The 25,485-nt window shown below is 69.2% G+C and carries 19 protein-coding genes and 10 pseudogenes; 13 read left to right on the plus strand and 16 right to left on the minus strand.

The annotated features are described in order from the left end of the window. Nucleotide 1: 1 nt before the first annotated feature. Entirely contained in the window at nt 2-934 is a 933-nt protein-coding gene (locus RM609_RS04205; RefSeq protein ID WP_311608016.1) for an oxidoreductase, read from the minus strand. Between the two features lie 259 nt (nt 935-1,193). Here RM609_RS04205 and RM609_RS04210 point away from each other — a divergent pair, with 259 nt between their 5' ends. Both RM609_RS04210 and RM609_RS04215 read left to right on the plus strand, forming a co-directional pair. Beyond that, nucleotides 1,194-2,036: a helix-turn-helix transcriptional regulator gene (locus RM609_RS04210; RefSeq protein WP_311608017.1), complete on the plus strand. Its 843-nt coding sequence runs from the start codon at nt 1,194-1,196 to the stop codon at nt 2,034-2,036. Nucleotides 2,037-2,315: 279 nt separating this feature from the next. After that, on the plus strand, nt 2,316-3,176 hold the full coding sequence (locus RM609_RS04215; RefSeq protein ID WP_311608018.1) for a YwqG family protein: 861 nt from the start codon (nt 2,316-2,318) through the stop codon (nt 3,174-3,176). Nucleotides 3,177-3,649: 473 nt separating this feature from the next. Here RM609_RS04215 and RM609_RS04220 read toward each other — a convergent pair whose 3' ends face one another. The 3 genes and pseudogenes from RM609_RS04220 to RM609_RS04230 form a co-directional block, all read right to left on the minus strand. Then, nucleotides 3,650-4,528, minus strand: a complete 879-nt coding sequence (locus tag RM609_RS04220; RefSeq protein WP_311608019.1) for a TauD/TfdA family dioxygenase — start codon at nt 4,526-4,528, stop codon at nt 3,650-3,652. Nucleotides 4,529-4,748: 220 nt separating this feature from the next. Further along, nucleotides 4,749-4,862 (minus strand): annotated as a pseudogene (locus tag RM609_RS04225) (IS5/IS1182 family transposase); the annotation flags it as partial. A 56-nt stretch (nt 4,863-4,918) separates the two neighbouring features. After that, entirely contained in the window at nt 4,919-5,341 is a 423-nt protein-coding gene (locus RM609_RS04230) for a hypothetical protein (RefSeq protein ID WP_311608021.1), read from the minus strand. Between the two features lie 179 nt (nt 5,342-5,520). Between RM609_RS04230 and RM609_RS04235 the strand changes: the two genes are divergently transcribed. Both RM609_RS04235 and RM609_RS04240 read left to right on the plus strand, forming a co-directional pair. Then, nucleotides 5,521-6,726, plus strand: a complete 1,206-nt coding sequence (locus RM609_RS04235; RefSeq protein WP_311608023.1) for an ATP-grasp domain-containing protein — start codon at nt 5,521-5,523, stop codon at nt 6,724-6,726. Beyond that, the gene (locus RM609_RS04240) at nt 6,723-8,423 is read left to right on the plus strand and encodes an IucA/IucC family protein (protein WP_311608025.1); all 1,701 of its coding nucleotides are present in this window, start codon (nt 6,723-6,725) and stop codon (nt 8,421-8,423) included. The genes RM609_RS04235 and RM609_RS04240 overlap by 4 nt, the downstream gene beginning before the upstream one ends. 139 nt (nt 8,424-8,562) lie before the next feature. Here RM609_RS04240 and RM609_RS04245 read toward each other — a convergent pair. The 3 genes and pseudogenes from RM609_RS04245 to RM609_RS04255 all read right to left on the minus strand — a co-directional run. Then, a pseudogene (locus tag RM609_RS04245) lies at nt 8,563-9,300 on the minus strand (IS5 family transposase); the annotation flags it as partial. Between the two features lie 105 nt (nt 9,301-9,405). Next, nucleotides 9,406-9,849, minus strand: a pseudogene (locus RM609_RS04250) (IS5 family transposase); the annotation flags it as partial. 180 nt (nt 9,850-10,029) lie between these two features. Continuing rightward, the gene (locus RM609_RS04255) at nt 10,030-10,560 is read right to left on the minus strand and encodes a hypothetical protein (RefSeq protein WP_311608027.1); all 531 of its coding nucleotides are present in this window, start codon (nt 10,558-10,560) and stop codon (nt 10,030-10,032) included. Nucleotides 10,561-10,900: 340 nt separating this feature from the next. Between RM609_RS04255 and RM609_RS04260 the strand changes: the two genes are divergently transcribed. Next, entirely contained in the window at nt 10,901-11,206 is a 306-nt protein-coding gene (locus tag RM609_RS04260; RefSeq protein WP_311608028.1) for a hypothetical protein, read from the plus strand. Between the two features lie 416 nt (nt 11,207-11,622). Continuing rightward, nucleotides 11,623-11,816, plus strand: a pseudogene (locus tag RM609_RS04265) (IS5/IS1182 family transposase); the annotation flags it as partial. A gap of 23 nt (nt 11,817-11,839) precedes the next feature. Here the strand turns inward: RM609_RS04265 and RM609_RS04270 are convergent. Beyond that, nucleotides 11,840-13,110, minus strand: a pseudogene (locus RM609_RS04270) (transposase). Nucleotides 13,111-13,253: 143 nt separating this feature from the next. Here RM609_RS04270 and RM609_RS04275 point away from each other — a divergent pair. After that, nucleotides 13,254-13,691, plus strand: coding sequence for a glutaredoxin domain-containing protein (locus tag RM609_RS04275; RefSeq protein WP_311608030.1), 438 nt, complete (start codon nt 13,254-13,256; stop codon nt 13,689-13,691). A 169-nt stretch (nt 13,692-13,860) separates the two neighbouring features. Here RM609_RS04275 and RM609_RS04280 read toward each other — a convergent pair whose 3' ends face one another. The 4 genes and pseudogenes from RM609_RS04280 to RM609_RS04295 form a co-directional block, all read right to left on the minus strand. Continuing rightward, entirely contained in the window at nt 13,861-14,694 is an 834-nt protein-coding gene (locus RM609_RS04280; RefSeq protein WP_311608033.1) for an NAD(P)H-binding protein, read from the minus strand. A 438-nt stretch (nt 14,695-15,132) separates the two neighbouring features. Then, nucleotides 15,133-15,336, minus strand: a complete 204-nt coding sequence (locus RM609_RS04285; protein WP_030069301.1) for a cold-shock protein — start codon at nt 15,334-15,336, stop codon at nt 15,133-15,135. A 251-nt stretch (nt 15,337-15,587) separates the two neighbouring features. After that, nucleotides 15,588-15,854: pseudogene (locus RM609_RS04290) on the minus strand (MarR family transcriptional regulator); the annotation flags it as partial. 170 nt (nt 15,855-16,024) lie between these two features. Next, nucleotides 16,025-16,363: a MerR family transcriptional regulator gene (locus RM609_RS04295; RefSeq protein WP_311608035.1), complete on the minus strand. Its 339-nt coding sequence runs from the start codon at nt 16,361-16,363 to the stop codon at nt 16,025-16,027. 892 nt (nt 16,364-17,255) lie between these two features. On the opposite strand from RM609_RS04295, the gene RM609_RS04300 reads away from it, so the two are divergent. Then, nucleotides 17,256-17,909: a recombinase family protein gene (locus tag RM609_RS04300; protein WP_311608036.1), complete on the plus strand. Its 654-nt coding sequence runs from the start codon at nt 17,256-17,258 to the stop codon at nt 17,907-17,909. 87 nt (nt 17,910-17,996) lie between these two features. Then, the gene (locus RM609_RS04305; RefSeq protein WP_311608038.1) at nt 17,997-18,413 is read left to right on the plus strand and encodes a Tn3 family transposase; all 417 of its coding nucleotides are present in this window, start codon (nt 17,997-17,999) and stop codon (nt 18,411-18,413) included. Between the two features lie 94 nt (nt 18,414-18,507). Here the strand turns inward: RM609_RS04305 and RM609_RS04310 are convergent, their stop codons facing one another. Then, nucleotides 18,508-20,010 (minus strand): carboxylesterase/lipase family protein, encoded by a 1,503-nt coding sequence (locus tag RM609_RS04310; protein WP_311608039.1) that lies wholly within the window; start codon nt 20,008-20,010, stop codon nt 18,508-18,510. Between the two features lie 144 nt (nt 20,011-20,154). On the opposite strand from RM609_RS04310, the pseudogene RM609_RS34445 reads away from it, so the two are divergent. Continuing rightward, nucleotides 20,155-20,475 (plus strand): annotated as a pseudogene (locus RM609_RS34445) (Tn3 family transposase); the annotation flags it as partial. Between the two features lie 13 nt (nt 20,476-20,488). Here RM609_RS34445 and RM609_RS04315 read toward each other — a convergent pair. Both RM609_RS04315 and RM609_RS04320 read right to left on the minus strand, forming a co-directional pair. After that, nucleotides 20,489-21,401: pseudogene (locus RM609_RS04315) on the minus strand (Vgb family protein). 5 nt (nt 21,402-21,406) lie between these two features. Then, nucleotides 21,407-22,072: pseudogene (locus RM609_RS04320) on the minus strand (CatB-related O-acetyltransferase). 27 nt (nt 22,073-22,099) lie between these two features. Here RM609_RS04320 and RM609_RS04325 point away from each other — a divergent pair. Next, nucleotides 22,100-22,366, plus strand: a pseudogene (locus RM609_RS04325) (aminoglycoside phosphotransferase); the annotation flags it as partial. Nucleotides 22,367-23,003: 637 nt separating this feature from the next. Continuing rightward, on the plus strand, nt 23,004-23,483 hold the full coding sequence (locus RM609_RS04330) for a hypothetical protein (RefSeq protein WP_438828376.1): 480 nt from the start codon (nt 23,004-23,006) through the stop codon (nt 23,481-23,483). A gap of 323 nt (nt 23,484-23,806) precedes the next feature. On the opposite strand, the gene RM609_RS04335 is transcribed toward RM609_RS04330, so the two are convergent. After that, a complete protein-coding gene (locus RM609_RS04335; protein WP_311608042.1) occupies nt 23,807-24,562 on the minus strand; it encodes an RICIN domain-containing protein in 756 nt (251 codons plus the stop codon). 502 nt (nt 24,563-25,064) lie between these two features. Between RM609_RS04335 and RM609_RS04340 the strand changes: the two genes are divergently transcribed. Continuing rightward, nucleotides 25,065-25,439, plus strand: a complete 375-nt coding sequence (locus tag RM609_RS04340) for a hypothetical protein (protein ID WP_311608044.1) — start codon at nt 25,065-25,067, stop codon at nt 25,437-25,439. Nucleotides 25,440-25,485: the final 46 nt, after the last annotated feature.

Here is a 25,485-nt window from a genome sequence, read left to right on the forward strand (position 1 = left end):
GTCAGTGGAAGGGGTAGTGGACCTGGGTGAGCTGCTCGGAGACCGACCACAGGCGTCGGGCGACGTCCAGCTCCTGGGCGGCCTTGTCGGGCTGGACGACGGTGGGGTGGCCCCGGTACTCGCCGAAGCCGTCCGGGCCGATGAACCGGCCGCCCTTCATCCCGGGTGCGGTGGCCGCGTAGAGCTGGTTCCAGGCGCCCTTCTCGACGAGCTGGGCCATCAGCGGATTGGCGATCTTGGAGAAGAAGAACCGCAGGAAGCCGGTCGGGCCGCTGGACTGCAGGTTGGTGCCGGCGTAGCCCGGATGGGCCAGGACGCTGGCCACCGTCGATCCGGCCGCGCGCAGCCGCCGGTCGAGTTCCAGGCCGAACAGGGTGTTGGCGAGCTTGGACTGGGAGTAGTAGGCGCGCAGGGCGTAGTCGCGTTCGCCGTGCAGGTCGTCGAAGAAGACGGTGCCGCCGCGGTGCTCGACGGAGCTGACCGTCACCACGCGGGCGTCGCGGCCCTGGGCGGCGGACTTCTCCAGCCGGCCCAGCAGCAGGCCGGTGAGCGCGAAATGGCCGAGGTGGTTGGTGGCGAACTGCAGCTCGTAGCCCTGCCGCGTGAGCCGGTGCGGGGGCCACATGACGCCCGCGTTGTTCACCAGGACGTCCACCGGCAGGCCGTCGTCGAGGATCTTCTGTGCGAAGGCGGCCACCGAGTCCAGGTCGGACAGATCCAGCAGGCGCAGCTCGACGCTCGCCCCCGGCTGCTCGGCCAGGAGCCGGTCCACAGCGGCGGTGCCGCGGGTACGGTCACGGGCGGTCATCACGACGTGGGCGCCGTGGCGGGCCAGCTCGCGGGCCGTCTGGAAACCCAGGCCGCTGTTGGCCCCGGTCACGACAGCCGTGCGGCCCTTCTGGTCGGGGATGCGGGCGCTGGTCCACTTGGCCATGGGATGAAGCTCCTCAGCAGTGCTCGACGGCTGCAAAGCACCGTCTACGTGCGAAAACACCGGCACGGGGGGAAGTCTCCCGGCGGCTGTCTCCCAGCCTGCTGCGGGCACGAGGAGGTATCCACGGTGCGTTTATCGTCGGTCCGGCAGTGCGTGGATAACCGGGTGCGGACGTACGAAGCTGGTCATGTCAGCGCTTGCGAGCCGGTCCCGCCCCGACCGCCCGCAGCGCCCGCCGTACCGCCAGGGAGCACCGATCATGACCGACCGCCGAGAGCTGGGCCGCTTCCTGCGCGCCCGCCGCGAGGCCCTGCGCCCCGCCGACGTCGGCCTCGTCCCCGGCGGACGGCGCCGCACCCCCGGCCTGCGCCGCGAGGAAGTGGCCATGCTGGCGAACATCTCCACCGACTACTACGAACGCCTCGAACAAGCCCGCGGAGTCAACCCCTCCGAAGCCCTGACCGGCTCCCTCGCCCGCGCCCTGCGCCTGTCCACCGACGAACGCGACCACCTCTACGCCGTCGCCGGCTACCAGCCCCCGCAACACCGCTCCGCCGACGGCTACGCCGACCCCGGGCTGATGCACATCGTCGACGCCCTCACCGAGACCCCCGCGCAGATCGTCGACGAGCTCGGAACGGTGATCGTGCAGAACACCGCGGCCGTCGCCCTGCTGGGACCGCTGGCCAACCGTCCGGGCCGGGAGGGCAACGGCGCCTGGCTCTGGTTCACCCACCCCCAAGGCCGCCGGCTCTACCCGCAGGAGGATCACGAGGTACTCGGCCGTGTCATCGTCGCCGACCTGCGCGCGGCCGTCTTCCGCCACGGCCCCCACCCGGCAGGCGAGCAACTCGTCAACGACCTGCTCGAGCGCAGCGAGGAGTTCTCCGAGATCTGGGAGCTGGGCGAGGTCGCCACCGTCCGCTCCGCCCGCAAGACCCTCCTCCACCCGCACGTCGGCCGCCTCGACCTGCAATGCGATGTCGTCCTGAGCCCCAGCACCGGCAACCGCCTCTTCTTGTACCGGCCCCAGCCCGGCACCGACGCCGCCGAACGCCTGGAATTCCTCCGCGTCCTCGGCCACCAGACCTTCACCACCTGACACCGCCCGCTCAGCCCAGCCTCTCAGGCCCCTGGACGCGCGCCGACGGGGCGCGGGGTGTGCCCGGCCTGGCGGTCCGTCGGGCGGGAGTGTCCGTCAGCCTCGGCGGCATGCCATGAGTGTCATTCGCCGGTGCGTAGCCGCTGTCCACCGAGACTGGTACGCGTTCCCGTACAAGGACGGAGGCGTTCCGGCTACCGCTCCAGCCAAGTCTCTGAGCTGTAGTTACTCGGTTGTCGTCAAGGCCCATTGTCAGTGGCATCCGTCATTATCAACGGCATGACACAGATCGCACCCACCGAGCCGGCCGACGAGCTGCACGACCTTGCCCGCGAGTTTCTGCCGGCCGATGTGGCCGAGCGGTGGATCGGCCTGCTGCGGCCTGGTCTGCGCCTGGCGAAGGCAGACGGGGCCGAACGGGTCGTGGGCCGACTCGGCGGCCTCCCGAGGCTGCCGGAGTACCGGCAGTGGCCCGTCTGGGAGGGGCACGGCCCGCTGTCCTTCATCGCGTCGTTCGACTGCGCCGCCCTGCCGCAGATACTGGACCTGGACTTCCCGGCGGACGGCACCCTGTCGTTCTTCTACTTCGACGGGCAGGCGGACGACGGCGAGGCCGTCGTGTGGCCCGACAACCCCGACACGTGGGCGGGCGCATGCGTCGTATACGTCCCCGCAGGCGTGCCCACGACCGAGCGCCTGACGCCGGAGGGACTGGAGCCGTACGGCGAAGTACCGCTGACCGCCCGCGCCGAGACAACCGTGCCGCACTTCTGGCATCCGATCGTCCACGAGGCATTCGGCACCATGGACGACGACCACCCCGTCTGGGACGACGAGTTCCGGGAGACCGTGTCGGCGTACTCCTGCGGCCCCGAACACCGCGTCGGCGGCCACGCCAGCCCCGTGCAGGACACGGTCGAGTGCGAGGTCGCCCACGCGGTACTGGGCGCGGACGTCTCCTGGGACGACCCCCGCATCAACGAAGAGGCCCGCAACTGGACGCTGCTCGCCCAGTTCGACAGCGATCGCGGCGCGGGCATGAGGTGGGGTGACTGCGGCGTCCTGTACTGGCTCATACGCCCGGAGGACCTTGCGACGCGCCGTTTCGACCGGGCGATGCTGACCTGGCAGTGCTCCTAGCGGTGGTTTGTCAGACCGGGCAGTAGCGGATGAGGTTCCCCCCTCTCTCTGAGCTGCCCGCGGGCGGGGCCGGTTCCTGTTCCGCGGGCAGCAGCTCAACCCGCCGGTCGTTGACTCGCTCGTGGCCCCAGGCCGACTCCGACAGGAAGAACTGCAGCCGCTGTGCCAGCGGCCTCCGCGGCCCCGGAGCAGGCGGACACGGCACACGACGGGTCACCACAGCCTCCGGACGGCGAGGCGACGTTCCTCTGCTACCGGCCTACCGCCACCCTGACCCGCCGTCAACAAACCACCGCTAGGATCAGGGCCGGGGCGTCTTCGATCAGATATTGCACGCACCCCTGTTCGCGTGAAACTCCACGCCGTCGACTTGGCCGCCGCAGGCAGAGGCCGCCTCAACGTTCGACGAAACGAGCGTCCAGGTGAATCGGCCTGGTTCCAGACGCATTCGACACTGCAGGTTGAAGAACGGATCAGTCGGCCCACACCCGCACCAGGCAGCGGCCGGCGTGCAGTGGGGGTGGGTCGGTGAATGAAGTCCTGCCGTGCAGGATGGCCATGTTGTCCACCAGCAGCAGGTCACCGCGGCGGAGCCGCACGCGCAGGGCCATGCGAGGGTCCGCCAAGACCTCGTCGAAGGCGTCCAGAGCGGAAACCTGAGCGGTGGACAGCGGGATTCCGTGCTCTTGCTGGCCGCGGGTGATCCAGTATCGGTTGTACTGCACGTGGAGGCGGCCGGCGCTGCGCCGGAAGACGGGGTAGATGTGTTCGAAGTCCGGCCCGCGGCCGAAGTGGAAGTCCTGGTAGAGGTCAGGCAGGACAGCCGGTCGGGACCTGAGCAGTACGTTGTGTACGGCGTGGCCGCTCACCAGCACCGATTCGCCGCCGTGGCGCGCCGGGCGGATGCACAGCATGCCCAGCAGCCGTGGAGGTCCGGGGAATTTCGCCCGGTCGGTGTGCAGGGCGAGCCCTCTGTCGGGGCGGTGCGGACGTGCCGGGGGTGCGGGGGTGGGGGCCGCAGCCGTCACCAGGTTGTCGCCCGGGTGGTCCGGGTTCACAGGGCGCACGTCGCCCAGCGGTGCCATGAACCGCCGGCACGCCTCGACGCACTCTTCATCGGTCAACGTGTCAAGGCCGAGGCCGCGCACCACGGCCAGCCCGGGACCGTGGCTCAGGCACTGCGCGGCCCGGGCCACGGGATCGGCACTGTCCCGGCCTGAGGGCGCGTCGCCGGTGGCACTCCCGGGCGCCCGGGCGAGCAGCGGAGGGTGTAACGGGACCAGCCAGTCCCGTTCTTCCAGCGTCGCACCCTGCCACGCGGAGGGCCCCACGACCGCAACCGGTGTGTCCATCAGCGGGCTCCTTCCAGTCTTTCGGTCCCTTGTCATCGCCGGTGGATCGGACCAGACATACGTCAGGGTGAGGTCATGTGATCTCCCAATGCCGGATGGCGAGGAAGGCGGCCACGGCACGTTCGATGCGATGCTCGTCGGCCCTGGCAGTCGGGACGACACTGAGGTGGTCGCAGTCGGAGCGGTAGAGAGGATACTCCGCGCCGGCCTGATGTCCGGTGATCACCAAACGGTGCCGCCCCAACCGTTCACTGGAGTCAACGCCTTTACGGGCGATGCGGCCGCCAACCCGCTTGCCCCACAGTTGTTTCCGCAAGTGGGGGACGTCGTAGGCCCCTCGTCGGAAGAGGGCGCCCTCCCTCCCGGAAGGCGGGAAGGCAGGCAGGCGTCTCAGGGGCGGGCCAGTAGGCCCATTGTGCCGAACGCGTGCGACGCCCCGTACTGCTCGTCGCCCCGGAAGGTGGCGACGTAGCCGTTGGTCAGAGCGCCGGCGCTCGCCGTACCCAGGCGGAGGGGTCCGATGCACGCGGCTTCGCCCTCGGCACCGGTGATGGCACGGCAGATCTCGCTGCCGTCGGGGGTCGTGAAATCCACACGCTTACCCCTGAGCGGCTTGCCGGTCTCGGCGTCGTACAGAAAGGCCCTCGCGCCGATGGAGGGCGGGAAGAGGTTGGCGTTCGCGTTCTCGGCGAAGAGGCGCGTCGTATGCGGTTCGTGGGAGCCGTGCTCCCCGTGGGCCGAGGCGGCTTGCGTGCAGGACAGGACCGTCGCGGCGGCGAGGACCGCGGTGCCGAACCAGGACCGTACGGACATGGGTCTCCTTGAAAGGCGGGTTCCGGAGCTGAATGATCTGCTCCTCATACCGTTCGCCTAACGGTGAGATGCGGCGGAGGTTACGGGGCGAACGGACCGGGCGGCGCGGCGTGCGGCAGGCCAACTACATGACTCCGCAGTGGGGTTGACATAACCGATGCCAGTTCTACAGTTCCCTCGTGCTGTATTTGCTGGCGCTGCCCCCAACCGACTCCGTCACCGAGGGCTACCTCCCGGCCGCCGACCGGCTGGGGCTTGACGTCACGCTGCTCACCGACGCACCCGAAGCGCACCGACAGGCCTACGAGGGTCGCGACGGGGACGCGTGGCCCCGGATCGACATCGTCCCCTGCGAGGTACGCGACTTCCGCGAGGTGATCGCCCGCATCGCGGCGCTCGACCGCCGACCGGAGGCCGTGTTCACCAACAGTGACCACCTCCAGGTGCAAGCGGCGCTCGCTGCCGACTGGTTCGGCCTGCCGGGCAAGGGCTGGCGGGCCGCGCTGCTCACCAAGAACAAGGCGCAGATGCGGCGGGCCCTCGCCGAGGCGGGGCTGGAGATCGTATGGAGCGCGGAGTTGGCCCGGACCGGGGACGCGGAGGATGTCCGGCCGCCCTTCCCTTGTGTGGTCAAACCCCGCGAAGGGGTGGCCAGTGAGGACGCCGAGCTGGTCGAGGACCGGGCGGAACTGCTCCGCCACTGCCGGGACGTGTGGTCCCGGCGGCCCGGCCTGCCCTTGGTCGTCGAGGATTACCTGCCGGGGCCGTTGCACACCCTGGAGACCCTGGGGGACGGACGCGTCCTGCACATCCTCGGTTCCTTCCATGAAGTGGATGTCGTGCCACCGCACTTCGTCCTGCGGCGCGCCGATCTGCTGCCTGCGCCGCCCCGGACGCACGTGGAGCAGGTCGTCGCACGGCTCGAGGCCCTCGGTGTCGGGTTCGGCGCCTGCCACACCGAGTTCGTGGTCCAGGGCGAGCGGGTCCGCGTGATCGAAGTGAACTACCGCTCCGCCGGCGACCAGGCCGACCTCGGTCTCGCCGAGGCGCTCGGCATCCCCTTGTTCGAGCACATCCTCGGCACCCACCTCGGCCACCTGCTCCCGGCCGACCTCGGCACACGGAGAGCGGGACGGACGCTCCGTATCGAGACCGTGCATGCCGAGCGCGCCGGAGCCCTCACGTCCGCACCGGGGCCCGCGGAGTGGGACCGGGACGGGGTGCGGCTGATCTACCGGCCGCAGCGCAAGATCGGCGAGGATCACCCCCTTCACCACTCCGACCGCGACCACCTCGGCGTCATGCGGGCCACCGGACCCGACCAGGACCGGATCGGACGTGTCGTGGCAGCGTTCCTCGCCGCCCATCGCTGGGAGATCGCGTGACGGCGGAGGAGGACGAAATCCTCACCCGGGCCCTCGGCGCCCTGCTGCGGGAAGACCCGTATGACCTGCGCCCCGGGGCGGTCGTCGAGCGACGGCCCGACGGCGACTGGCTCGTCCTTCCCAAGGTGGACATTCCCATACGTCCCGACGGCTTCCAGTGCGAGATCCGGGTTCGCCCGGTCCCCGGCCTCGGTGCCGTACTGGACCGGCTGCGCGAGGGCGTGGCCGAGCGGGATCTGCCGGGTTTCGACGCCTTCCGCGCCGAATGCGACCAGGCTGTGGCCATGGTCCGGTTGCAGCGGCGGGAGCGGTCGCGCGTGGTCGAGAGGCTGGCCGAGGAGCACGGGCCCGTGGAGGAGTGGACGGGGGTGCGGGGTTCCCTCGCATTCGAGGCGCTGGCCGCCTTCCGGGACCACCCGGTCTACCCCACCGGTCGAGTGCGCAACGGTCTCGACGAGCGCCAACTCCTCTCATACGCACCGGAATTCCGGCCCGCATTCGGCCTGCGCTGGCTCGTTCTGCCACGTGACGCGCTGGCCCTCGGACGGCGGGCCCGGCTGCCGCGCTGGTGGCCGACGCCTGCCTCCCTCGGCCTGGCCCGGTCCGGCGACGGGTACCTGGCGCTGCCCGTTCACCCGCTCACCGCCGAGGGCCCCCTCGCCAAAGCCGTCACCGCCGCCGGTCTCGGCGGCAGCGCGCGGCTGGCCGAGACGACGTGGCCGGCCGTGGTCCCCACGCTGTCCATGCGGACCGTCGCCGTTGTCGACGACCCCGGCGTCCACATCAAACTCCCCCTGGCCACGTCCACCTTGGGACTACTCAACCGGCGCACCATCAAACCGGGTGTCCTGCCCAACGGCGAGTGCGGGCAGCGACTGGTGGCGGAGATCGCCGCTCGAGAGCCCTGCTTCGCCGACGCCGTGCTGCTCACCGATGAACGCACCCACCTCGGCGCGGGCCACGAACTGCTCGCCGCGCTGGTCCGCCGCTACCCGTCCGGCCTCGACGACGCCCGTGTGGTGCCGGTCGCCGCCCTGCTGGCCACCTGCCCCGACGGCCGTCCCGTCGTCGACGTCCTCGCCGAATGCCATTACGGGGGCTCGGCGGTCGCGCTGCTCGACGCCTACCTCCGGCTGCTGCTGGACTGGCACACCACCCTCTTCTCCTATGGCATCGCGCTGGAATCGCACCAGCAGAACACCTCGATCGTCCTCGACAGCCACGGCGGCCTCCCCCGGATGCGGCTGCTGCTCAAAGACAACGACGGGCCACGCGTGCACCCTGCGCGCCTTGCCGCACGGATCGGCGGGGCGGCAGCCGCCGGTCTGCTGGGCTTCACCGACCCCCGAGTCCTCGTCACCGACGACGGCCCGCTGGCCGATCTGTTCACGACCGTGCCCGTCCATCTGTGTGCGGCTGCCCTTGCCTTCGAACTGGCCGAACGCGGCCGGGCCCCGTTGGACACCTGGCTGGGGCTCCTCCGGGACCGGCTCACCGAAGCCGTCGACCGGCTTCCCGCAGGACCGGCCGCGGTGCTGCGCGCCCGGGTGCTCAAGGCGCCCCGGCTGCCGATCAAAGCGATGGTCACCGCCGGAACGCTGTTCAGCAAGGACCGCTCGGGGGCCGTGGACATCAACAAGTACTACGCCGACGGGCCCAACTACCTGCTCCCCACCGATTCGGGGCGGCCGGCATGACCACCGTCCCCCAGCCTGCCGGTGCACGCCGGCAACATCGTCAGCCACACCCTGCTCAACTGCCTCCACGAAGTCTCCGGCCCCGGACGGCAGACTGCGATCGCCGGGCACGGCGGACACCTGCTGCTGTGGCAACCCGGTACCGGGTTGCCACAGCGCGGAAGCCCTTGAGAGCGTTGACGGTTCGTTCGGCTTCGTTCTGGCGGGCATAGCGGGCCCGGTCGCAGCCGGTGGGGCGACCGCCGCGGCTTCCACGGCGTTGGCGGTTGGCTCGCTGGTCCCGGCGTTCGGGGGTCGTGTGCCGGATCTGTCGTCGCCTCGGGTAACAGCGGTTGCCGCGAGAACTGTTCGCTTTGTCACCGCAGACGTGGTCCCCCGCGCCGGGCAAACGCTGGGCGAGTCCGCGGATGCCCTCTGGCCGGGCGCGGAACCCGGATGCGGTACAGGACCGGAATCATCTGCGGGCGTCACCCCGCTGCCCGGGGATGACCAGGACGGCCAGCGGCCGGCAACCGCCGCCGCTCGCCAGGTGGATCTTGGTGGTGAGCCCGCCGCGTGAGCGGCCGATCGTCTCGTCAGGCCGGTGGTGGGCTGGCCGCCCACGTTGGCCTGGTATCCGCACCGGACGGTGGCGGGCTCCGGCGGCATGCTGATGGGCGCGGCATGATATGGAATCGACGCTGATCACGGACCAGTCGATCCGGCCCTCCGCATCGGCATCGGCTTGGACGTCCCGCAGGGCTCTCTCCCACGTGCCGTCAGCTGACCACCTGTGATGCCGGTCATGGCAGGTCTTCCAGTTCCCGAACCGTGTCGGCAGATCCCGCCAGGGGATACCGGTCCGCTGCCGGAACATGATCCCGTTGATCGCCTTGCGGGCGTGCGGATCGACCATCGCGCTGGTGACTTTCACCAGCGATGGGGCACCCTAGCGGTCATGGCTGAGGGCTTACGGGCGGCCACGAAGCATGCAACACTCGCATTAAAAGATCATTTCAGATGCCGTTCGGAGTCGGCGGATGCACATGATGCTGCAGGCAAGTACGAGCAGACCCTGGTGGAGGTCGGCGCGTCGCTCGTAGCGGGTGCGGAACCGCTTGAACGGGTGCAGCCAGGCGAACGCACGCTCGACGACCCAGCGCACCTTGCCCAGGCCGGAGCCATGGGCGACGCCGCGTCGGGCAATCAGCGGCTTGACGCCGCGCTTCCAAAGTAGGCGGCGGTACTTGTCGAAGTCGTATCCCCGGTCGGCGTACAGGCGCCGGAGCCTATGGCGAGGGCGCCTCCGCAAGCCCCGGATCGGCGGGACCGCGTCCAGCAGCGGCAGGAGTTGGGTGACATCATGGCGATTTCCCCCAGTGAGCGTCACGGCGAGCGGGGTTCCGTGAGAGTCGACGATCAGATGGTGCTTGGAACCGGGGCGGGCGGGAGCGGGCGGCAACAGCGGAGCCACGCGCTCCCACAGGCTATCCGGAACAAGATCAACACGCGCCCAGATAGCCTGCGGCCAAGATCGCCGAGCGACCAGCAGCCCCACTCATCCTGAAAGGAACAGCAAGGCCGACCATGGCCGAGCCGGTTCCCTTCTCAACTGGCCTGCGCCTTGTCAGTACCGCCGACCCCGTTCGCGCAGGCGGCGGTTGCGCGCCGCTCGTCGTCGAGCTTCCTCTTTACGCGCCCGCTCGGCTTGCGCGCGGGCGCGCTCAGCTTCTGCATGCTTCCGCTCGGCTTCCGCACGGGCCTGTCGCCGGGCCTCGGCGTCCGGGTCCTCTGCGGCACGCGGGGTCTGGAAGTTCCTCTGCTCGTCGGACTGCGGAGGAGGCGGCGCGTCCGTCCGCCAGGTATGTCCGCCGGACTGCGGCGTGTCCTGCTCGGCTCGCGCGTACGGTCCAGGAGGAAGCGGTTCATCCGGACTCCCGGCTCGGCCGCCGGCGATCCACCGGCGTAACGCGACGCAGGCGACCAGCGGCCCGAGGAGCAGCGAGAGCAGCCACAGCATGACGACCGTGGACCAGAGGGTGCCGTGGGGCCTGGGGCCTTGCAGAAGCGATCCCAGCAGCACCATCAGCACGAACAGCGCCAGCCAGGTAGCGACGACCACAGCCGCCGCCCGAGCGGCAGCCACCACATACCCCATAGCTCCCCCTCGTGCAGTATCGGCACCGGAGCGCGCCCACAACAGATCGCCTACCGTTGGTCATTACTCCTGACGCAGCAGCACGCTCACCGTGTCCTACCCGCTCGCTGACAGGCTATCTGCGGTTCAAGTTCGCCAGAAGAACACGGGTGAGTGCCGGGCGTCACTGATCTGGGGATACCTCAGCTCCCACCAGACTCGGCACGTGGTGGACACCGACCTAGAGCGTTCAACTTAGCGGCCAGCTCAGGCGCTGACACCTCGATCCGCTGTCGCTCCACCCGCAGCGCGTGTCATATTGAAACGGTCAATAAGGGTCGGGCTGGTGCAAGGATGGGACATGGAGACAACGGAACGCTGTCCACACTGCTCGGGCAAACTCAGGCAAGACGTGGCCGGCGTCCTAGGCTCGCTCGCCGCCACCGCCGCAAGCGAGGTCGCAACCCCCTTCAAAGCGTTTACGAACGCCGTCAAAGACATCCAGGCATCGCGCGGACGCAGTCGCGTCTTGGGCTGGTTCAGGTGTGTCTCGTGTGGCAAGAAGTCCGGCGTCTGTCCCAAGTGCACGCGGGCGTTCCACCTCAGCGTGACAAAGCGCAACACCCTGGTCGACTGCCCGCGTTGCGGCGCTGACCTCTATATCTGATGGCCCTCGGCCCGGGATACCGCTGCCGATATCGGCTTTGAGTTCGACTTGTCCGTGCCGCCGGGCGAGCTCCCGCAGCTGCCCGACCGGCGGCCTGCACCAACCGGTATCGGCGGTCCAGTCGAGAACTGCAGCCTCGACTCGTCGTCGGTGCCAGCTCAGCTTTGCGGTAGTCGACTCAGCGCTTGCTCACATCTGTCTCGCGTCGAGCTGATGGCAGACCCCGGACCCACAACACGTTCAGCCACCCGCACAGCACGACGCACACGTGCCGCCCGGATCCTCATCCAGACGGCGCGTCGCAACAGGACGAGAGTTGCCTGATGCGGCGCCAAGTTCGTCCCGGGCACCGGGGAGCAGGGCAGGAAGTCCGAGAGCCGCGAACCCGGGCGGAGTCACGGTGGGACGATCCCGGCGTGGCTGGCGTGATCACGGCGTCGGAGACGTCCTGGATAGTCCCGTTCACCGGGCTGAGCCCGCTGGCGTTCCGCAAGCTGGTCACCACCGTGCGCAGAGACGCAGCAGGCGGATCTCGCCCGGGCGTCCATGGTCGCTGCCTCTGGAGGACCGGGTCCTCCTAGTGGCCGCCTACTGGCGAACGAACTTTACCTAGCTGCTACAGAACGTCACGGATCAGTAGATATGACATAGCTTCTGACCTTGTTTTTTATGGTCTGAGTCGGTCGCGTTCGGTGATGTTCTCGGGCCGTTCCACGGTTTTGCCCACGTCGTAGCGGGCGGCGGGCCGCCGGTTCTTTGAGCCGAGTGGCCATCCGGGCCCGGGGCGTGAGGGCTTGGGTGCACGGGCGGGGCAGGTGAGGTGCAGGCGGAGGTTTCTGAACCCTCGGCGGACCCGGGCGGGGGTGAGCCGGCCGGGCTCGGCAGGCTTCTCCCAGGGGCGCCATAAGTCAGCGGCAGCCTGCCGCAGGAGCCCAGGGTCTGCTTCATCAGCCGAAAGGTGTGCTCCACGTCGAACCGTCGCAGGAACGCCTGCCAGCGCACGTCGACGGCCTCGCCGCTCAGGCCGGTGGCGGACGACCACAGCCAGACCGGGAGCGGGTCGCCACCGCCGGGCAGGTGGTCAACCTGCAGGCGGATCAACGTACCTTTGATTGCGGGGAGTTCGCGGGTGTGGTCGATCCACGCGGAGCGGGTGGTCAGCCGTGGGTGGATGCGGTCCCAGGCCATCGCGCGGGCGGTGCCGTACCGGTCGGTGACCTGTACGGTGGCCGCGTCCGGCTCGCCCCATATCTCCGGTGCCGCGAAGCGGAACTCTTTGCCGTGCTTGGGCGGGCGTCCGCCCTGCGGCGGTGAGATCCACGGGACCGGGACGGGCTTGCGCATCACCCGGTCCGAGCGCATCCGCCCCAGGTCCTCCACCGGCAGTCCGCGCGGGAGACGGGCCATGCGCGGGGCGTCGTAGCCGGCGTCGAGGACGATGAGGATGTCGCGGTCGCCGACGTGCCAGCGGCCCATCCCGATGAGGTCCTCGGCCACTCGGCGGAGTTGGGCGGCAGTGACCTCCGCGACGTCGTCCTCCGGCCCGAGACGGACGGCGTCCAGGAGCCGGCACCAGGAGGTCCGGCCCGATTCCAGGGCGGCGACGAAGGAGTAGGGCCAGCCGGGGATGAACTGGTCCGAGGACCGGCCAATGCGGCCGTAGACATGGCAGAACAGACGGTCCCGTGGTTCAGCGCGTCGTACATCGCGCCGTGTCCGCGTCGGTGCTCGGCCACCAGCGTGAGGTCCACCGGGGCCGCCATCGGCCCGTCCGCGCACAGCAGCGCGTCGACGAGCTCGAACAGCTCGTCCCCGCGCGCGGTCAGGCAGTCGAATAGGTCGTCCCGGAAGCGTGACACTTGCGCGAACGCTGCCCCGGGACCGGCACCAGGCAGCAGGCTCACCTACACGGCCTTCGTTTTGATCGGTGCACCTTGGTCGGAGCACATGCGCAGGCGCAGGCGCAGTCCGCCTCAACGTCCTGCGAACACCCAGGTGAGTGGCCTAGTTAGAGGTCCATTTCGGCTCATCGGTAGCCTTCGTGTTCATGATGCGCGCCTGGATCCTGCCGATACTGCTGGTGTTCTGCGGCTCAGTCCTTGCAGCCGGGCCGGTCTTCAGCGGGACCCCCGGCACAGCCGCAGCAGTCCTGCTGGTGTTCGTGCTGCTCGCAGGCGTCAACTCGCCCCTGATCTTCCCGAGGTCGATAGGTGCGCTGGAGGCACAACGCCGCAGCGCGGCCGACGGCCGGCCGGTCGTCTTCTGGCGGCCGGGCTGCAAGTACTGCTTCCGACTGCGCATCCGGCTGGGCCGCAGCGCCCGCCGGCTGCACTGGGTCGACATCTGGCGCGACCCGGCTGGAGCGGCAGCGGTGAGGGCGGCCAACGACGGCAACGAGACTGTGCCGACCGTCATCGTGGCGGGTCAGCCGCACACCAACCCCGACCCGGCTTGGGTGCGCGAACAACTCGCCCGCTCCGCATAACCGGAAGCGGAGCCACATCACAGAGACATCCGCATGCCCCGAACGACCGACAGCCGGTATGGCGCCGTCTCAACCTCCGTCTGCACCGTGCAACGCAGACGGGGTTAAAAGACAAGGCTGACCGGCCATGGAGAACCACCAGACGACCGGCTCTGACGGGCCGGATGTCTCAGCGGAAGACGACGGCATTCTCCGCAGCCCACTGCTGGAACGATCTGGCCGAGGATCCGGTGATCCGTGAAACCGTGTCGCGCACCGTCAGCAGCTCGTCATTGACGTCTCCGCCCGTGACATCGAGCACCGCGTCCGCGGCCTCGGCCCCGAAGACCGCGGCCATCTGAGCGTGAGCCTCCTGCCTACTGATCTCGACGAAGGGCATATCCCGCCCGAGTGCTGCCGCGATGGCCTCGACCTGCTGCCGGGCGGTCACCAGCTCCGGGCCGGTCAGGGCATACGTCCGCCCCTGGTGGCCGGGCTCGGTCAGTGCCACCCGCGCCACCGAGGCGATGTCCGCGGGGTGGATCGTGGGCAGCCCGGTGTCCGCATACGGTGCGCGGACCGTCTCGTGGTCGCGGATCGACGCTGCCCACATCAGAGCGTTCGAGGCGAACTGCGTCGGCCGCAGGATGGTCCAGGCCATACCGCTGTCCTTGAGCAGCCGCTCGACCGCCAGGTTCTCGCCAGCGGGGCCCAAGTGCGGATGCGTCTGGACGGTAATGGACGACACCAGCACCACGTGCTCCACACCCGCCAGCCGGGCGGCCTCGATGATGTCGGCATCGGAACCCAGACGCGATACGAGGAACAGGGAACGCACCCCGTCAAGAGCGGGCTTCAGTGACTCCGGCTCCGCAAAGTCACCCTCAACGGCCTCGGCTGTTTCAGGGAACGTGGCCCGTGCGGCGTCACGGGTCAGCCCTCTCAGCGGTCCCGCACCACATGCGTGCAACTCCCTCAGCAGTGCACTTCCTATGTTTCCGGTGGCTCCGGTCACGAGGATCATGAGCGCGTTCTCCTGTCGTCAAGTGATCAACGTGATGACAAACTAAAAGCTCAATCGCACTTCAGGTCAAGGAGGCTCCTGGCTCTTCCCGCTGCCAGGTGCGGCTCGGAAACCCCCGCGCTTCGCGCCGACTGCTTCCCCAACGATCTACCACTGCCCTTGTCGCATACCCCGAGTGACATCGAAACTCACCGACGTTCAGAAACGCGTAGACCCTCTGCTGACATCCGAACTCAGGCTCTGATCCTTCTTCATGGACCAGAACCCACGGATAGTGACGCAGCCATCCGTGTCGAGCTGGGGGCCGCATTGTTCTGCCGCTGATGGAGATCAGGACGCGGCCGGTGCCACGTGAGGCTTCGATGTACAAGGCCGCGGCGCAAACCGGGGCCCGCACCATGACGGTGCGGGCCCCGGTGAGCGAATCACGTCCGGCGATCAGGCAGGGACAATGTTCTCCGCCTGCGGGCCCTTCTGGCCCTGCGTGACGTCGAAGGAGACCCGCTGGCCCTCCTGGAGCTCGCGGAAGCCCTGGGTCGCAATGTTCGAGTAGTGAGCGAAGACGTCGGGACCGCCGCCGTCCTGCTCGATGAAGCCGAAGCCCTTCTCGGCGTTGAACCACTTCACAGTTCCCTGTGCCATGACCTTCTCCTTCTGTAGACAGAGGCCCCATCCGGAGATGCCGGAAAACAGATAATGCGCCTGAGGGGGAAACATTCCCGGCAGGCGCACACAGGTTCATGGGTACCGTAACTGCAACGCCGAGACCGTAGCACGGCCTCTCGGCGGCCCGGAGCGGATCACCGAACCACCGGGCCTTGACGTGATCATTTGCACACCGCTTCCCGGGCCGACGACGAGATCACCCTCGCGCCGGCCACCACCGAGGCGACAGTCTTCGCACCAGGTACGGCGCGCGGGTCGCGGGAATCGCGGGTTCGCTCGATCAGGCAGGCCGACTCCAGGGCGCGCGCCGACTTCGAGACGTACAGCGCCTCCAAGCCGGCATGGTCGGCGAGTCGGCGCCGACTGAGCCGCTCGCCAGCGGGCTGCATGCCGTACAGCGACGCGACCAATGAGTATTGCGCGTGGGTGAGACCCAGCGGAGCCACCGCGCGATCGACCGCGACGCGCCACTTGTTGGCGAGCCGCCATACCAGGAAGCCGGGCGTGGGGCCCGGTGAACCTTTTGAGAGTGACTCTCCGTGCGTAGGTCGCTCTCAGCCCCGGAGCGATAGAAGACGACGTTGCCCGGAACGCTTTGCGTCCCGGGCGGTATGCATGGGCGGCAACCGCCAAGCCCTAGGGCCAGTTGCAGGTCTCAGCCGCCTCAGGCCGTGGCCGTCGGGTTCGCTGATTCGGCGGCACGGCGGTATTCGGCGTTGATGCGCTGGGCTTCTTCGAGCTGGTCTTCGAGGATGACGATGCGGCAGGCGGCCTCGACGGGCGTTCCCTGGTCGACGAGTTCCCGGGCGCGAGCCGCGATGCGCAGCTGGTAGCGGGAGTAGCGGCGGTGGCCGCCCTCGGATCGGAGTGGGGTGATGAGGCGGGCTTCGCCGATGGCGCGCAGGAAGCCAGGGGTGGTGCCGAGCATCTCGGCGGCCCGGCCCATGGTGTAGGCGGGATAGTCGTCGTCATCGAGACGGCCGAACGAGTCGTCTGCTGTCATTGAACCTCTCTATGGAACACGCTGGAGGGGCCCTGGTGCCATTGGCACCAGGGCCCCGAAGGAACTGCTACACCATCTGCCGGCCCTGGTACTGCGCCGGCATCATATTTCCGCCGACCCGACCGAGTTGCTGTCGGGGTGCGGGGATCGCGGTTGCTTGACCGGAGACCACCTCACTATCGATGTCCTGCGGTACCCGGGCTCAGACTTCCACCCGGGCGATCCAGATGGCGCGTGGCTCCTCCGTTTCTTCCCTCTGGGATCAACTGCTTACCAATCGGGGCACTGCGTACTGCTGGTGATGCGAACCTCTCAGCGGCCTGCGACAGCGCCACTCTTCGGCAGCCAGCCTCGTCGCCCGTCCTGCGTTTGCTCTGGCTTGGAACCCCACTGCCGAAGCTCCCGGTGCGCGCGTCCGCAGCCGACGCCTTCACCGAGGTGCTGCTTACTGACTTCACTGCTGGGTACTGCGACCTGCACTTGCGGGTACTGCCACTGCGGTACTGCTTACGGCGGCCCCTGATCACTGCGGGCCACCCGGTCCGGTCGCCAGTCCCGTCGCCGTCCTGCAACAACCCTGGCTTCGGAACTCCACCACCGCACCGTCCTGCGAACTGCAACTGCGTGTACTACTGCCTGCCAGTTCGTCTCTGTCAGGCCCCTTTGATCTCGGCTACGAGAGAAACCATAACCACGCCACAGCCCAATGTCTACTCCAGCCGACATAGATTTCCGGGTGTTCGAAAGAGAGGTAATCCACCTCGAACAGCGATGGAGGGACGGGAGCGAGACGGTCGTCGCCGAGTTGGCGTACCGCCGGCCGGGGGCACAAGCACCGGCAGGCAGGACCGGACATTGACGACCCAGAGACCAGGGCGACCCGGTGGACACGATGAGGCCACCGTCGCCCCCCCCCCCCCCCCCGGACACCCGGCGGCAAGACCGTAAGCGCCCTCCTCGCCCGGTAGCGCCAAGGCGCGGCACCGACCGGATTGACCGGCGACCTCCCAATTGGGTAACGCCTTGGTCAGCGCGGCGGCTCGGCCGCGACGCGGCCGGGCTCACCGCGCTCGCCGACCACCTCACCGCCCACGGCCTGGTCCTGGAGACGCTCACTGGTCCCCTGCCCGGCATCTACGACCCCACCGGTCCGGGGAAGCTGCTGTTCGCGTTCTTCGCCGCGATGGCGGAGACCGAGCGGGAGAACCTCCGCGAGTCCACGCTCGAAGGGCTCGACACCACAGCCCGCAAGGGCAAGCACGGCGGCCGGCCGCCGGTCATCACCGACGACATGCTGCACACCGTGCTGCGACGCCGGGCAATCGGCGAGTCCGTCGAGCAGATCCAGCCCGACCTGATCATCCCCACCGGCAAGCGCAAGGGACAAAGCCCCTCCGTCGCCAGCATCTACCGGACGCTCGCCGAGCACGCCAAGCGCGAGGCGTACCCCGAAGCCGTCGAACAGGCCCACGCCGACTTCGCCGCCCTCCAGGCCGGCGAAGTCCCCGGACCCCGTCTCACTCTCCCTGACCGAGCGTCACTCTGATTACAAAGAGCTACTTGTCGATTCGTGGCAGCTTCGGGAGAACAGGGCCGATCCGCTGGGAACTCATCACCCAGCAGTACGACCCAGGTGATCAAGTATGCGACCGCGATCCGGACCCGGACCGCGTCCACCGAGGCGATCCTGCGCCGCTCCGCCCGCAACGCCTCCTACCCCACCTACGCGGCGACGCTGAAGGTCGGACGCGCGCAGAAGACCATCTTCGTCGCCCGATACCTGCGGCTGCGGGACCTCCAGCGGGAGATCGAGGAGGGCCTGAACGTCGTGGAGTCCTCCAACGGCGCCAACAGCGTGATCGCCTACGGCAAGGGCGAAGAGATCGCCTCGAACCGGCGCGGCCTGACCCCACTGTTCTGGTCGCATGTCCGGCCCTACGGAGAGGTCAACCTCGACATGGACGCCCGCCTGAACCTCGCCGTTGCCGGGGTGCCCGGCACGCGCACCCCGGCAGACGCCGCCGACCAGCCCCGGGCGGAGCAGGGGTGACCCACCCTGAGCGACTTCTCCCAGGCGGACTGGCGGGTGACGCCGAGCACGTTGACGCCCCTCTGCCAGGATTCGTGCTGAGGCGGTTCTCCCCTCACGCATACAGGAGTGGAAAGCCGACCTCGGCCCAAAGGGCACGCGGAGCAGCGGGCCAGTCGGAGGCCGGGTGGTCGTTGGTGGTCCACACCTTCGCGTGGGAGGTGGAGTTGTCGACCGATGGCCAGCCCGGGTCACCAGTCGCTGCGAATTCGGCCCATGCACGCACCATTCGGCGTGCCAGTCCACGGTCCGCGGGGGTGGGTGCGCCCCCGATGAGGAATGCGAGACGGTCGTCATTGAGGTTGCCGAAGGCGAAGGGGATGTCCGCACAGTGCCAGGCCCGCACAACCCCGTCCTCTCCCGCGCGCCGACGATCGAAACGCGATAGGTAAGTCCGGCCTCCGGCTTGGCTGTGAACCTCGGCGAGTCGGTTGCTGTATTCCCCGAACAGCAGATCACCGAAGATGGCGAGGTAGACGTCGAGCACTGGAGCGTGGGGCATCACGGCGCGATAGCCGGCCACCAGGCCGTCGGAGAGGCCGAAGTCTTCGGCGAAGAGAGCCAGCTGTTCATCGGTGGTGATCTTCGCGCTGCTGCCGACGGCATCGAGCAACCAGTATTCCTCCGTGGCGTGGCAGACCAGCAGGTCCACGTCCCGGGCCGCTCCAGTGCTCATCCCCGTGAGCGGATCGGTGCGCAGGACATCACCGTCGAGGACTGGCGCGTAGAGCGAGGGGTCGTAGTGACGGGATCCGGAGGAAGGGTCCCGCCGGTACTGCTCGACCACCCGGTCGGATGCCATGACCAGTGCCTGCGGAGTCGCCGATGTCAGGTCTTCGGGCGTGGCGGGACAGCCCGCCGCCGCGGCGACTTCGCGCGTAGTCGCCGCAGCGATATCGAGCGTGTAGCAAGGGCTGGCGGCGCTGTGGGCGATGGCGCGGTGGAACAGGCCGCGGGCGCGGTCCATGACCATCAGGCAGGCCACCGACGCAGCCCCGGAGGACTGGCCCGCGATCGTGACGTTGTCGGGATCACCACCGAACTCGGCGATGTTCTCACGTACCCAGCGCAGGGCCGCGACCTGGTCGAGCAGCCCCCGGTTGTCCGGGTAGGCGGCTGTCTCCCCACCGGGTACGTGGCCGAAGCCCTCGAAGCCGAGCCGATAGTTGAGGGTGACCAGGACGAGCCCGGCGCCGGCCAGGACAGTCCCGTCGAAGTCGGGCTGGGCCGAGGATCCGAAGGTGTAGGCACCGCCGTGCATCCACACCAGGACGGGAAGACGGCCTCCGTCTGGAACCGGCGTCCACACGTTGACGGTGAGGATGTCCTCCTCGCCTGGTGACCACACGGGCGCGCCGGGCAACTGTGCCGACTGCGGGGCCACCGGGCCGAAGTCCGTACAGTCCCGCGCGCCGGTCCACGCCGGTGCCGGAAGAGGTTCCCGGAACCGGTTGGCACCGAACGGAGGTGCGGCATAGGGGATGCCGAGGACGGCGACGACGTCGGCAGAGGCCCGAAAACCTCGGACCGAACCGCTCGTCGTCTTGAAGACGTCCATGGAGACTGCCTCTCTTGACAGGCCAGATCGCCGGGATGGAGTGAGGGCCAGCCTGAACGTTACTCAGTACGCCAAGTCCAACAACAAGATCGTCGTGATTGGCACACGAGTGATGTCAATGGGGCATGACCCACCGCGTTCCGCGAGGTCGGCCGCGTCATCCGCACCGTCCAGCTGCTGCGCTACCTCTCGGACGCCTCACTGCGTCGGCGGGTGACCGCCGCCACGAACAAGGTCGAGACGTTCAACGGCTTCTCCCGGCCCACATCTCGCCGTACCTGGACGTCGACTTCAGCCCGCTGCGCGGCGATGGTCTGCCCGCCCCGGACGGCTACGGCCAGGCGGCATGATCAGACGAAGCCGGGCGGCACGACAGCGGCGGCCCCGCGGCCGGGCGCTGTCGTGCCATCGGGACGGTCCCCCGTTCCGGCCGCCGTACCGGCGACCGCTGCTGATGGGGTGTGAGGGGGCGGCCCGGTCAGGTGGCGCTGTCCGCCAGGACGATGCGGGCGAGTGCGCCGATCTCCAGCGCGGTCCACAGGGCGCAGTCGGGGCCGAGGGCGATGCCGTGCGGTTCGGAGTGGGGGGTGGGCAGGTCGTGGACGGTGAGGGAGCCGTCGGGGGTGATCGCGCCGACGCGGTTGCGGCCCCATTCGGTGAACCATGCGGTGCCGTTGCCGTCGACGGTGACGGCGTGCGGTCGGGCGGTGCGGTCGGGCGGTGCGGTCGGGCAGCGGGAACTCGGTGATCTGCCCGTCGGGAGTGATCCGTCCGAGCTGCCCGGCGACGATCTCGACGAACCACAGCGCGCCGTCGCGGCCTGCAGCAATCCCGACCGGCGCTGCCGCCTCCGTCGGCAGGGGATGGAGGGTGACCGCACCGTCCATGTCGATCCGTCCGATGGCGTTGGCCTGGTTGAGGGTGAACCACATCCCGCCGTCGTCACCAGCGGTGATCGCTGAGGGAAACGCGCCGGTGACGGGGAGCGGGAACTCGGTGATGTGGCCGTCGACGGTGACGCGGCCGATACGGTCGGCGGCGGTCTCGGTGAACCACAGCGCCCCGTCCGGTCCCGCCGCGATGCCGAACGGCCCGCAGCCGGGCGTGGGCACGCCGAATTCGTCGATCACGCCGTCGGTGGTGATCCGCCCGATCCGGTCCGCCTGGTACTCGGTGAACCACAGCGCGCCGTCGGGGCCGGGTGTGATGACGGTCGGCCCGCAGTCGGGGTCGAGCCGGTGGCTTGTCGGCTCCTCGCCAGGGACGAGCCGGCCGATCCGGCCGCTGTGGACGAGGGTGAACCACAGCGCGCCGTCCGGTCCCGTGGTGAGGGCGTAGGGTCCGGCCGCGCAGTCGGCCACCGCGTGCTCTTCGATGGATACCTGGGTCACATGATTCAAAGAGACTGCCCCAATCCGTGCTCGGTGGCGATGCCTTCGATGTCGGCCGGGGTTCCGGCCATGATGGTGCGGGCGTGTTCGGTGACCAGGTCGGCGGGCCAGTCCCACCATGCGGCGCGCTACGGCCTCTCGATGTCGGCGCCGTCGAAGCGCTGCCGGATCGGTCTGGCCGGGTTGCCGCCGACGATCGTGTAGGGCGGGACGCCGGAGGTGACCATGGCGCCGGCCGCGATGATGGCGCCGTCACCCATCCGTACGCCGGGCATGACGGTCGCCCCGTACCCGAACCAGACGTCATTACCGACGACCGTGTCGCCGCGGCTGGGCATGGCGGTGACGATGTCCAGCGTCTGCTCGGCCCACCGGCCGCCGAACATGGTGAACGGGTATGTCGACACGCCCATCGTGGGGTGTTCGGCGCCGGCTATCAGGAATGTGGCCCCCGAGGCGATGGCGCAGTACTTGCCGATGATGAGACGCTCCGGCCCGTATGCGTAGAGGACGTTGCAGTGCTCGAAGTCCGTGACGCCGTCCGGGGCGTCGTAGTAGGTGTACTCGCCCACGGCGATGTTCGGTGAGGTGACCGGCGGGCTGAGGAACACCACGCGGTCGTGGGCGGGCAGCGGGTGCACGGTGGTCGGGTCAGGGGACGCAAGGAGCACGCCTGGCTGCCCTCCCTCGCCCCGCGCGGCGTGATCGATTTCGGTGACCTCTTCGCGGGTGATCCGGCCTTCGACCTCGCTGCCCCGTGGATACTGCTTCCGGACGGCGCCACTGACCGCTTCTACGGGGCCTACCAGCCGACCCCGGACGCGGCCTTGCGTCGCGCACTCGGCTGGGCGGTGCTGAAAGCCCTCGCCTGCGTCCTCATCGGAGAGGCCGGCGTGCGCGGACGCCCCGGCGGCAAGGCCGCCTGGGGCCCACCGGCTCAAGCCGCGTTGCGACGCCTCGTCGCTCGGCGGTCTCATATGACGTTGCCGCGCAGCAGCGGATCCGATAACGAGACCCAAGACAGCGGCAACGAGAGGTGGGACGGGACAAGGGCTGCGTGGAATGGGCCCAATCCCGGCTGATACGCCGCAGGCACACTTGTCATCGCCGTTCGCGGAACGGTCACAGTGGCTGTTCGCCGAGCCATTTCCCAAATCTTACGTTTCAGGCGTCGGTGCCTTGGCCTGCCTCTTTGAGGTTCGCAAACAGGTAGTCACCCGTAGGGCCCCGGCCACCCGTCCGGGCTCTACGGGCACTGGGCCGTCCTGCCGGCCTCGACCGCGAGCGCGAGGTCGTCCCTCACCAAGCCGGTTCAAAGTTCAGGCCAAAGCCGGTGCAACCCTCGCGTGCGGGTGTAGGCACACGCACTGCCGGAGGGTTAGCTTCGCCAGCATCAGTTACTTCACGGGGGGACCCATGCATCGTCGTCACGTACCGGCAGCCGCGCTCGCGCTCGCCGTAGTCGCCCTGGCTGGCTGCGCCAGCCCGGCATCCAGCGCCACGAAGCCCGCAGAAACGAATCTGCAGCGAGCGCAGCACACTGGCCGTGCCGCAGGAGGCGGGGGACTTCCGACGGGGCCGGGGCCGCAGGCCCGGTACACCGTGCAGGAGCAGCCCACCCCCGGCACCTGCCTCTACCACTACACCACGGCGAAGGAACCGCTGCCGGACCCGGCGTGCACGCCCGGCGCCGTGAGCCCCGCCGTCACGCAGACGAACCTCGCGCAGACGATCTGCAACCCGTCCGGGTACACGAAGGGCATACGCCCGCCGGTCGCGGTCACGGGACCGGAGAAGACCGCGAACGAGGCCTCCTACGGCTACAAGGGGGACCTGCACGACGCCGAGTACGACCACCTCGTCAGCCTCGAGCTCGGCGGCGACCCCAACGACCCCCGCAACCTCTGGGTCGAGCCCCCCTCCCCCAGCCACAAGCCCGGCGGCGGCCCGAACAACCCGAAGGATCAGGTCGAGTCGAAGCTCCACACCGCGATCTGCTCCGGCCAGGTACAGCTCCGCGACGCCCAGCAGGCGATCGCCACGGACTGGACCACGGCCCTCAGCCGCTTCCGAATCAAGTAGACGGGCGCGAATCCCCAGCCCTCGAGCCCTACGGCGTACCGGGGCCGGGGGATGCGGTCGTCGAGCCGGTACTTGCCGCCGGTGCTCCGGCCGGTGGAAGCACCGGGTCGACGAGCGCAGGTCCTGACCGGTGAGCGCATAGGCATGGCCGGTCACGAGCGTTCGGTGAGTTCACCACTTCGTGGCGTGGCTGTCAGGGGTTGGCGGGGTGGGGCGGGGTGACGTTCCCCAATCGTTCCCTGACGCGTCCCTGAGCCGCATCCGCCCCCGACCCCGAGGTCTGGGAACCGCAAGATGCCCGGCAGCCCACTGGCCGCCGGGCGTCAGGCGATGCGCCGCGGGTGTCGGTCTCCCGTTTCGTCGGGTCCGGGGGAGGTGTCGAAGGGTGCGAAGGACCAGTGCTGGGAGTCGGAGTCACCACCTCCGCATTGGGTGGTGTTGACGATGTACAGGCCGGTGCCGGCAGCCAACCGGTCCATGTCCAGGCAGGCGTCGTCGCCGTGGACGGGCTGGTCGTTGCGGAGCCGGAAGGCGTTCTCGCTGACCGGCTGCACGCGCCAGGTCTGGGCGCGGGAGTTGTTGCAGGCCCGTAGGTCGATGCCGAGGAACCCGTCGCTGGGGAGGTTGGCATCCGTCTGGATGCAGAGGCCGGTCGCGGCGTCGCGCATCCGCACGCTCTGCTCGTCGGCCCATTCGGGGATCCACTTCTCCCTGTTGGGCGTGGGCTGGGTGCGGTGCGGGTAGGTGCGCACGCGCATGCCGTCGATCCCCCGGGGTTCGCCGGCCAGCATCCGGCCGGACCGGACGTGCTCCAGACCGACGGGACCCGGGTGGGAGACGGACAGATCGGACGCGAGGGCTTTGTTCCTGGAGTCGGAGCCGGCCGGGGGCGTCAGGAGCCAGTGCTGGCTGTCCACCGCCTTGCAGGTGGTCAACGCGAGGTGGGTGACGTGACGCGGGGTGGTCGACACGCCCACGTCCAGGCACAGCCCGGTCGCGATGCCGCGGATCTGGAACTGCTCGTTGCCGAACGAGAGCAGCCGCCGGCGTTCGAGGCCGCCCAGCCCGCAGTTGAGCATGACGGCTTTGCCGTGGTCCTTGCGGTCCAGCAGGCCGTCGGGACACAGCCCCTTGGGGTTGCGGATGCGGACGGTGTCGGTCCCGTTGAAACGCTGCTCGCGTCTGGGCGAGGGAGCGTGACGGCCCTCCGCTCGAACACCGGCGTCACACGGACCGCCCCCCGCCGTGGGACTGCGCCTTGCACCGGCCCGCGCGGCACGAGCCCGGCGCAGCGTGGCCGCCTCCGTCGCGACGGCTTGGCGGTGGCGCTGAACGCGGGCCTGTTCGATAGGGACCAGCGGATCGTCCGCCGCTGCCTTCGGCTCGGGGAATGCGCGACGGCCCAGCTCCCGCGTCGCGGCGGTGCCGCTCCACCGTTCCCGCGATGGCCGGGTTCACCTCTCGCTGCGGAGCGCCGCCTGAAGCGCGGCGAGCGGGCGGCGGCGCAGGTGACAGGGGTCAGGGCCGGGTCGGCCGGGATGGACTTCGGTGCACGTGCGCGCTCGGCGTTATTGTGGGCGCATGGACGAGAGGCGTGCGCTTCGAGTCGTGGACGTGTTGCGGCAGCGGGGCACGGATGCCCACGTGGCCCGCGAGGGCGTCTACCAGATCGGCGTACGTGTGGTCCTGCACGACGGCCGTGAGGCGGTCTGGGACACCGACGACACCGCCGGCCTGGAAGCCCAGGTCATGCGGGACGGCGTCCTGGTCGGCTTCGTGCCGTGCATCGAAGGCTCCGAGGACTTCGACGACGACCAGACCGTCGACGCGATCGTCCGGGCCGACTACGACCAGCCGATCGCCCGCGAGCGACCCACGGCTCCCCCGCCGTCCGCCCCACTACCCCGGATGGGCGGCCTCTTCCGGCGCTTCCTCGGCGGCTTCCGGGAACGTTGAACACCGGCCGGAGCCGTTCGGCCGCCTCGCCGTCGGGCGGCCGGCC

This window comes from Streptomyces hesseae, from assembly GCF_031845785.1.
GTDB classification, from domain to species: Bacteria; Actinomycetota; Actinomycetes; order Streptomycetales; family Streptomycetaceae; genus Streptomyces; species Streptomyces hesseae.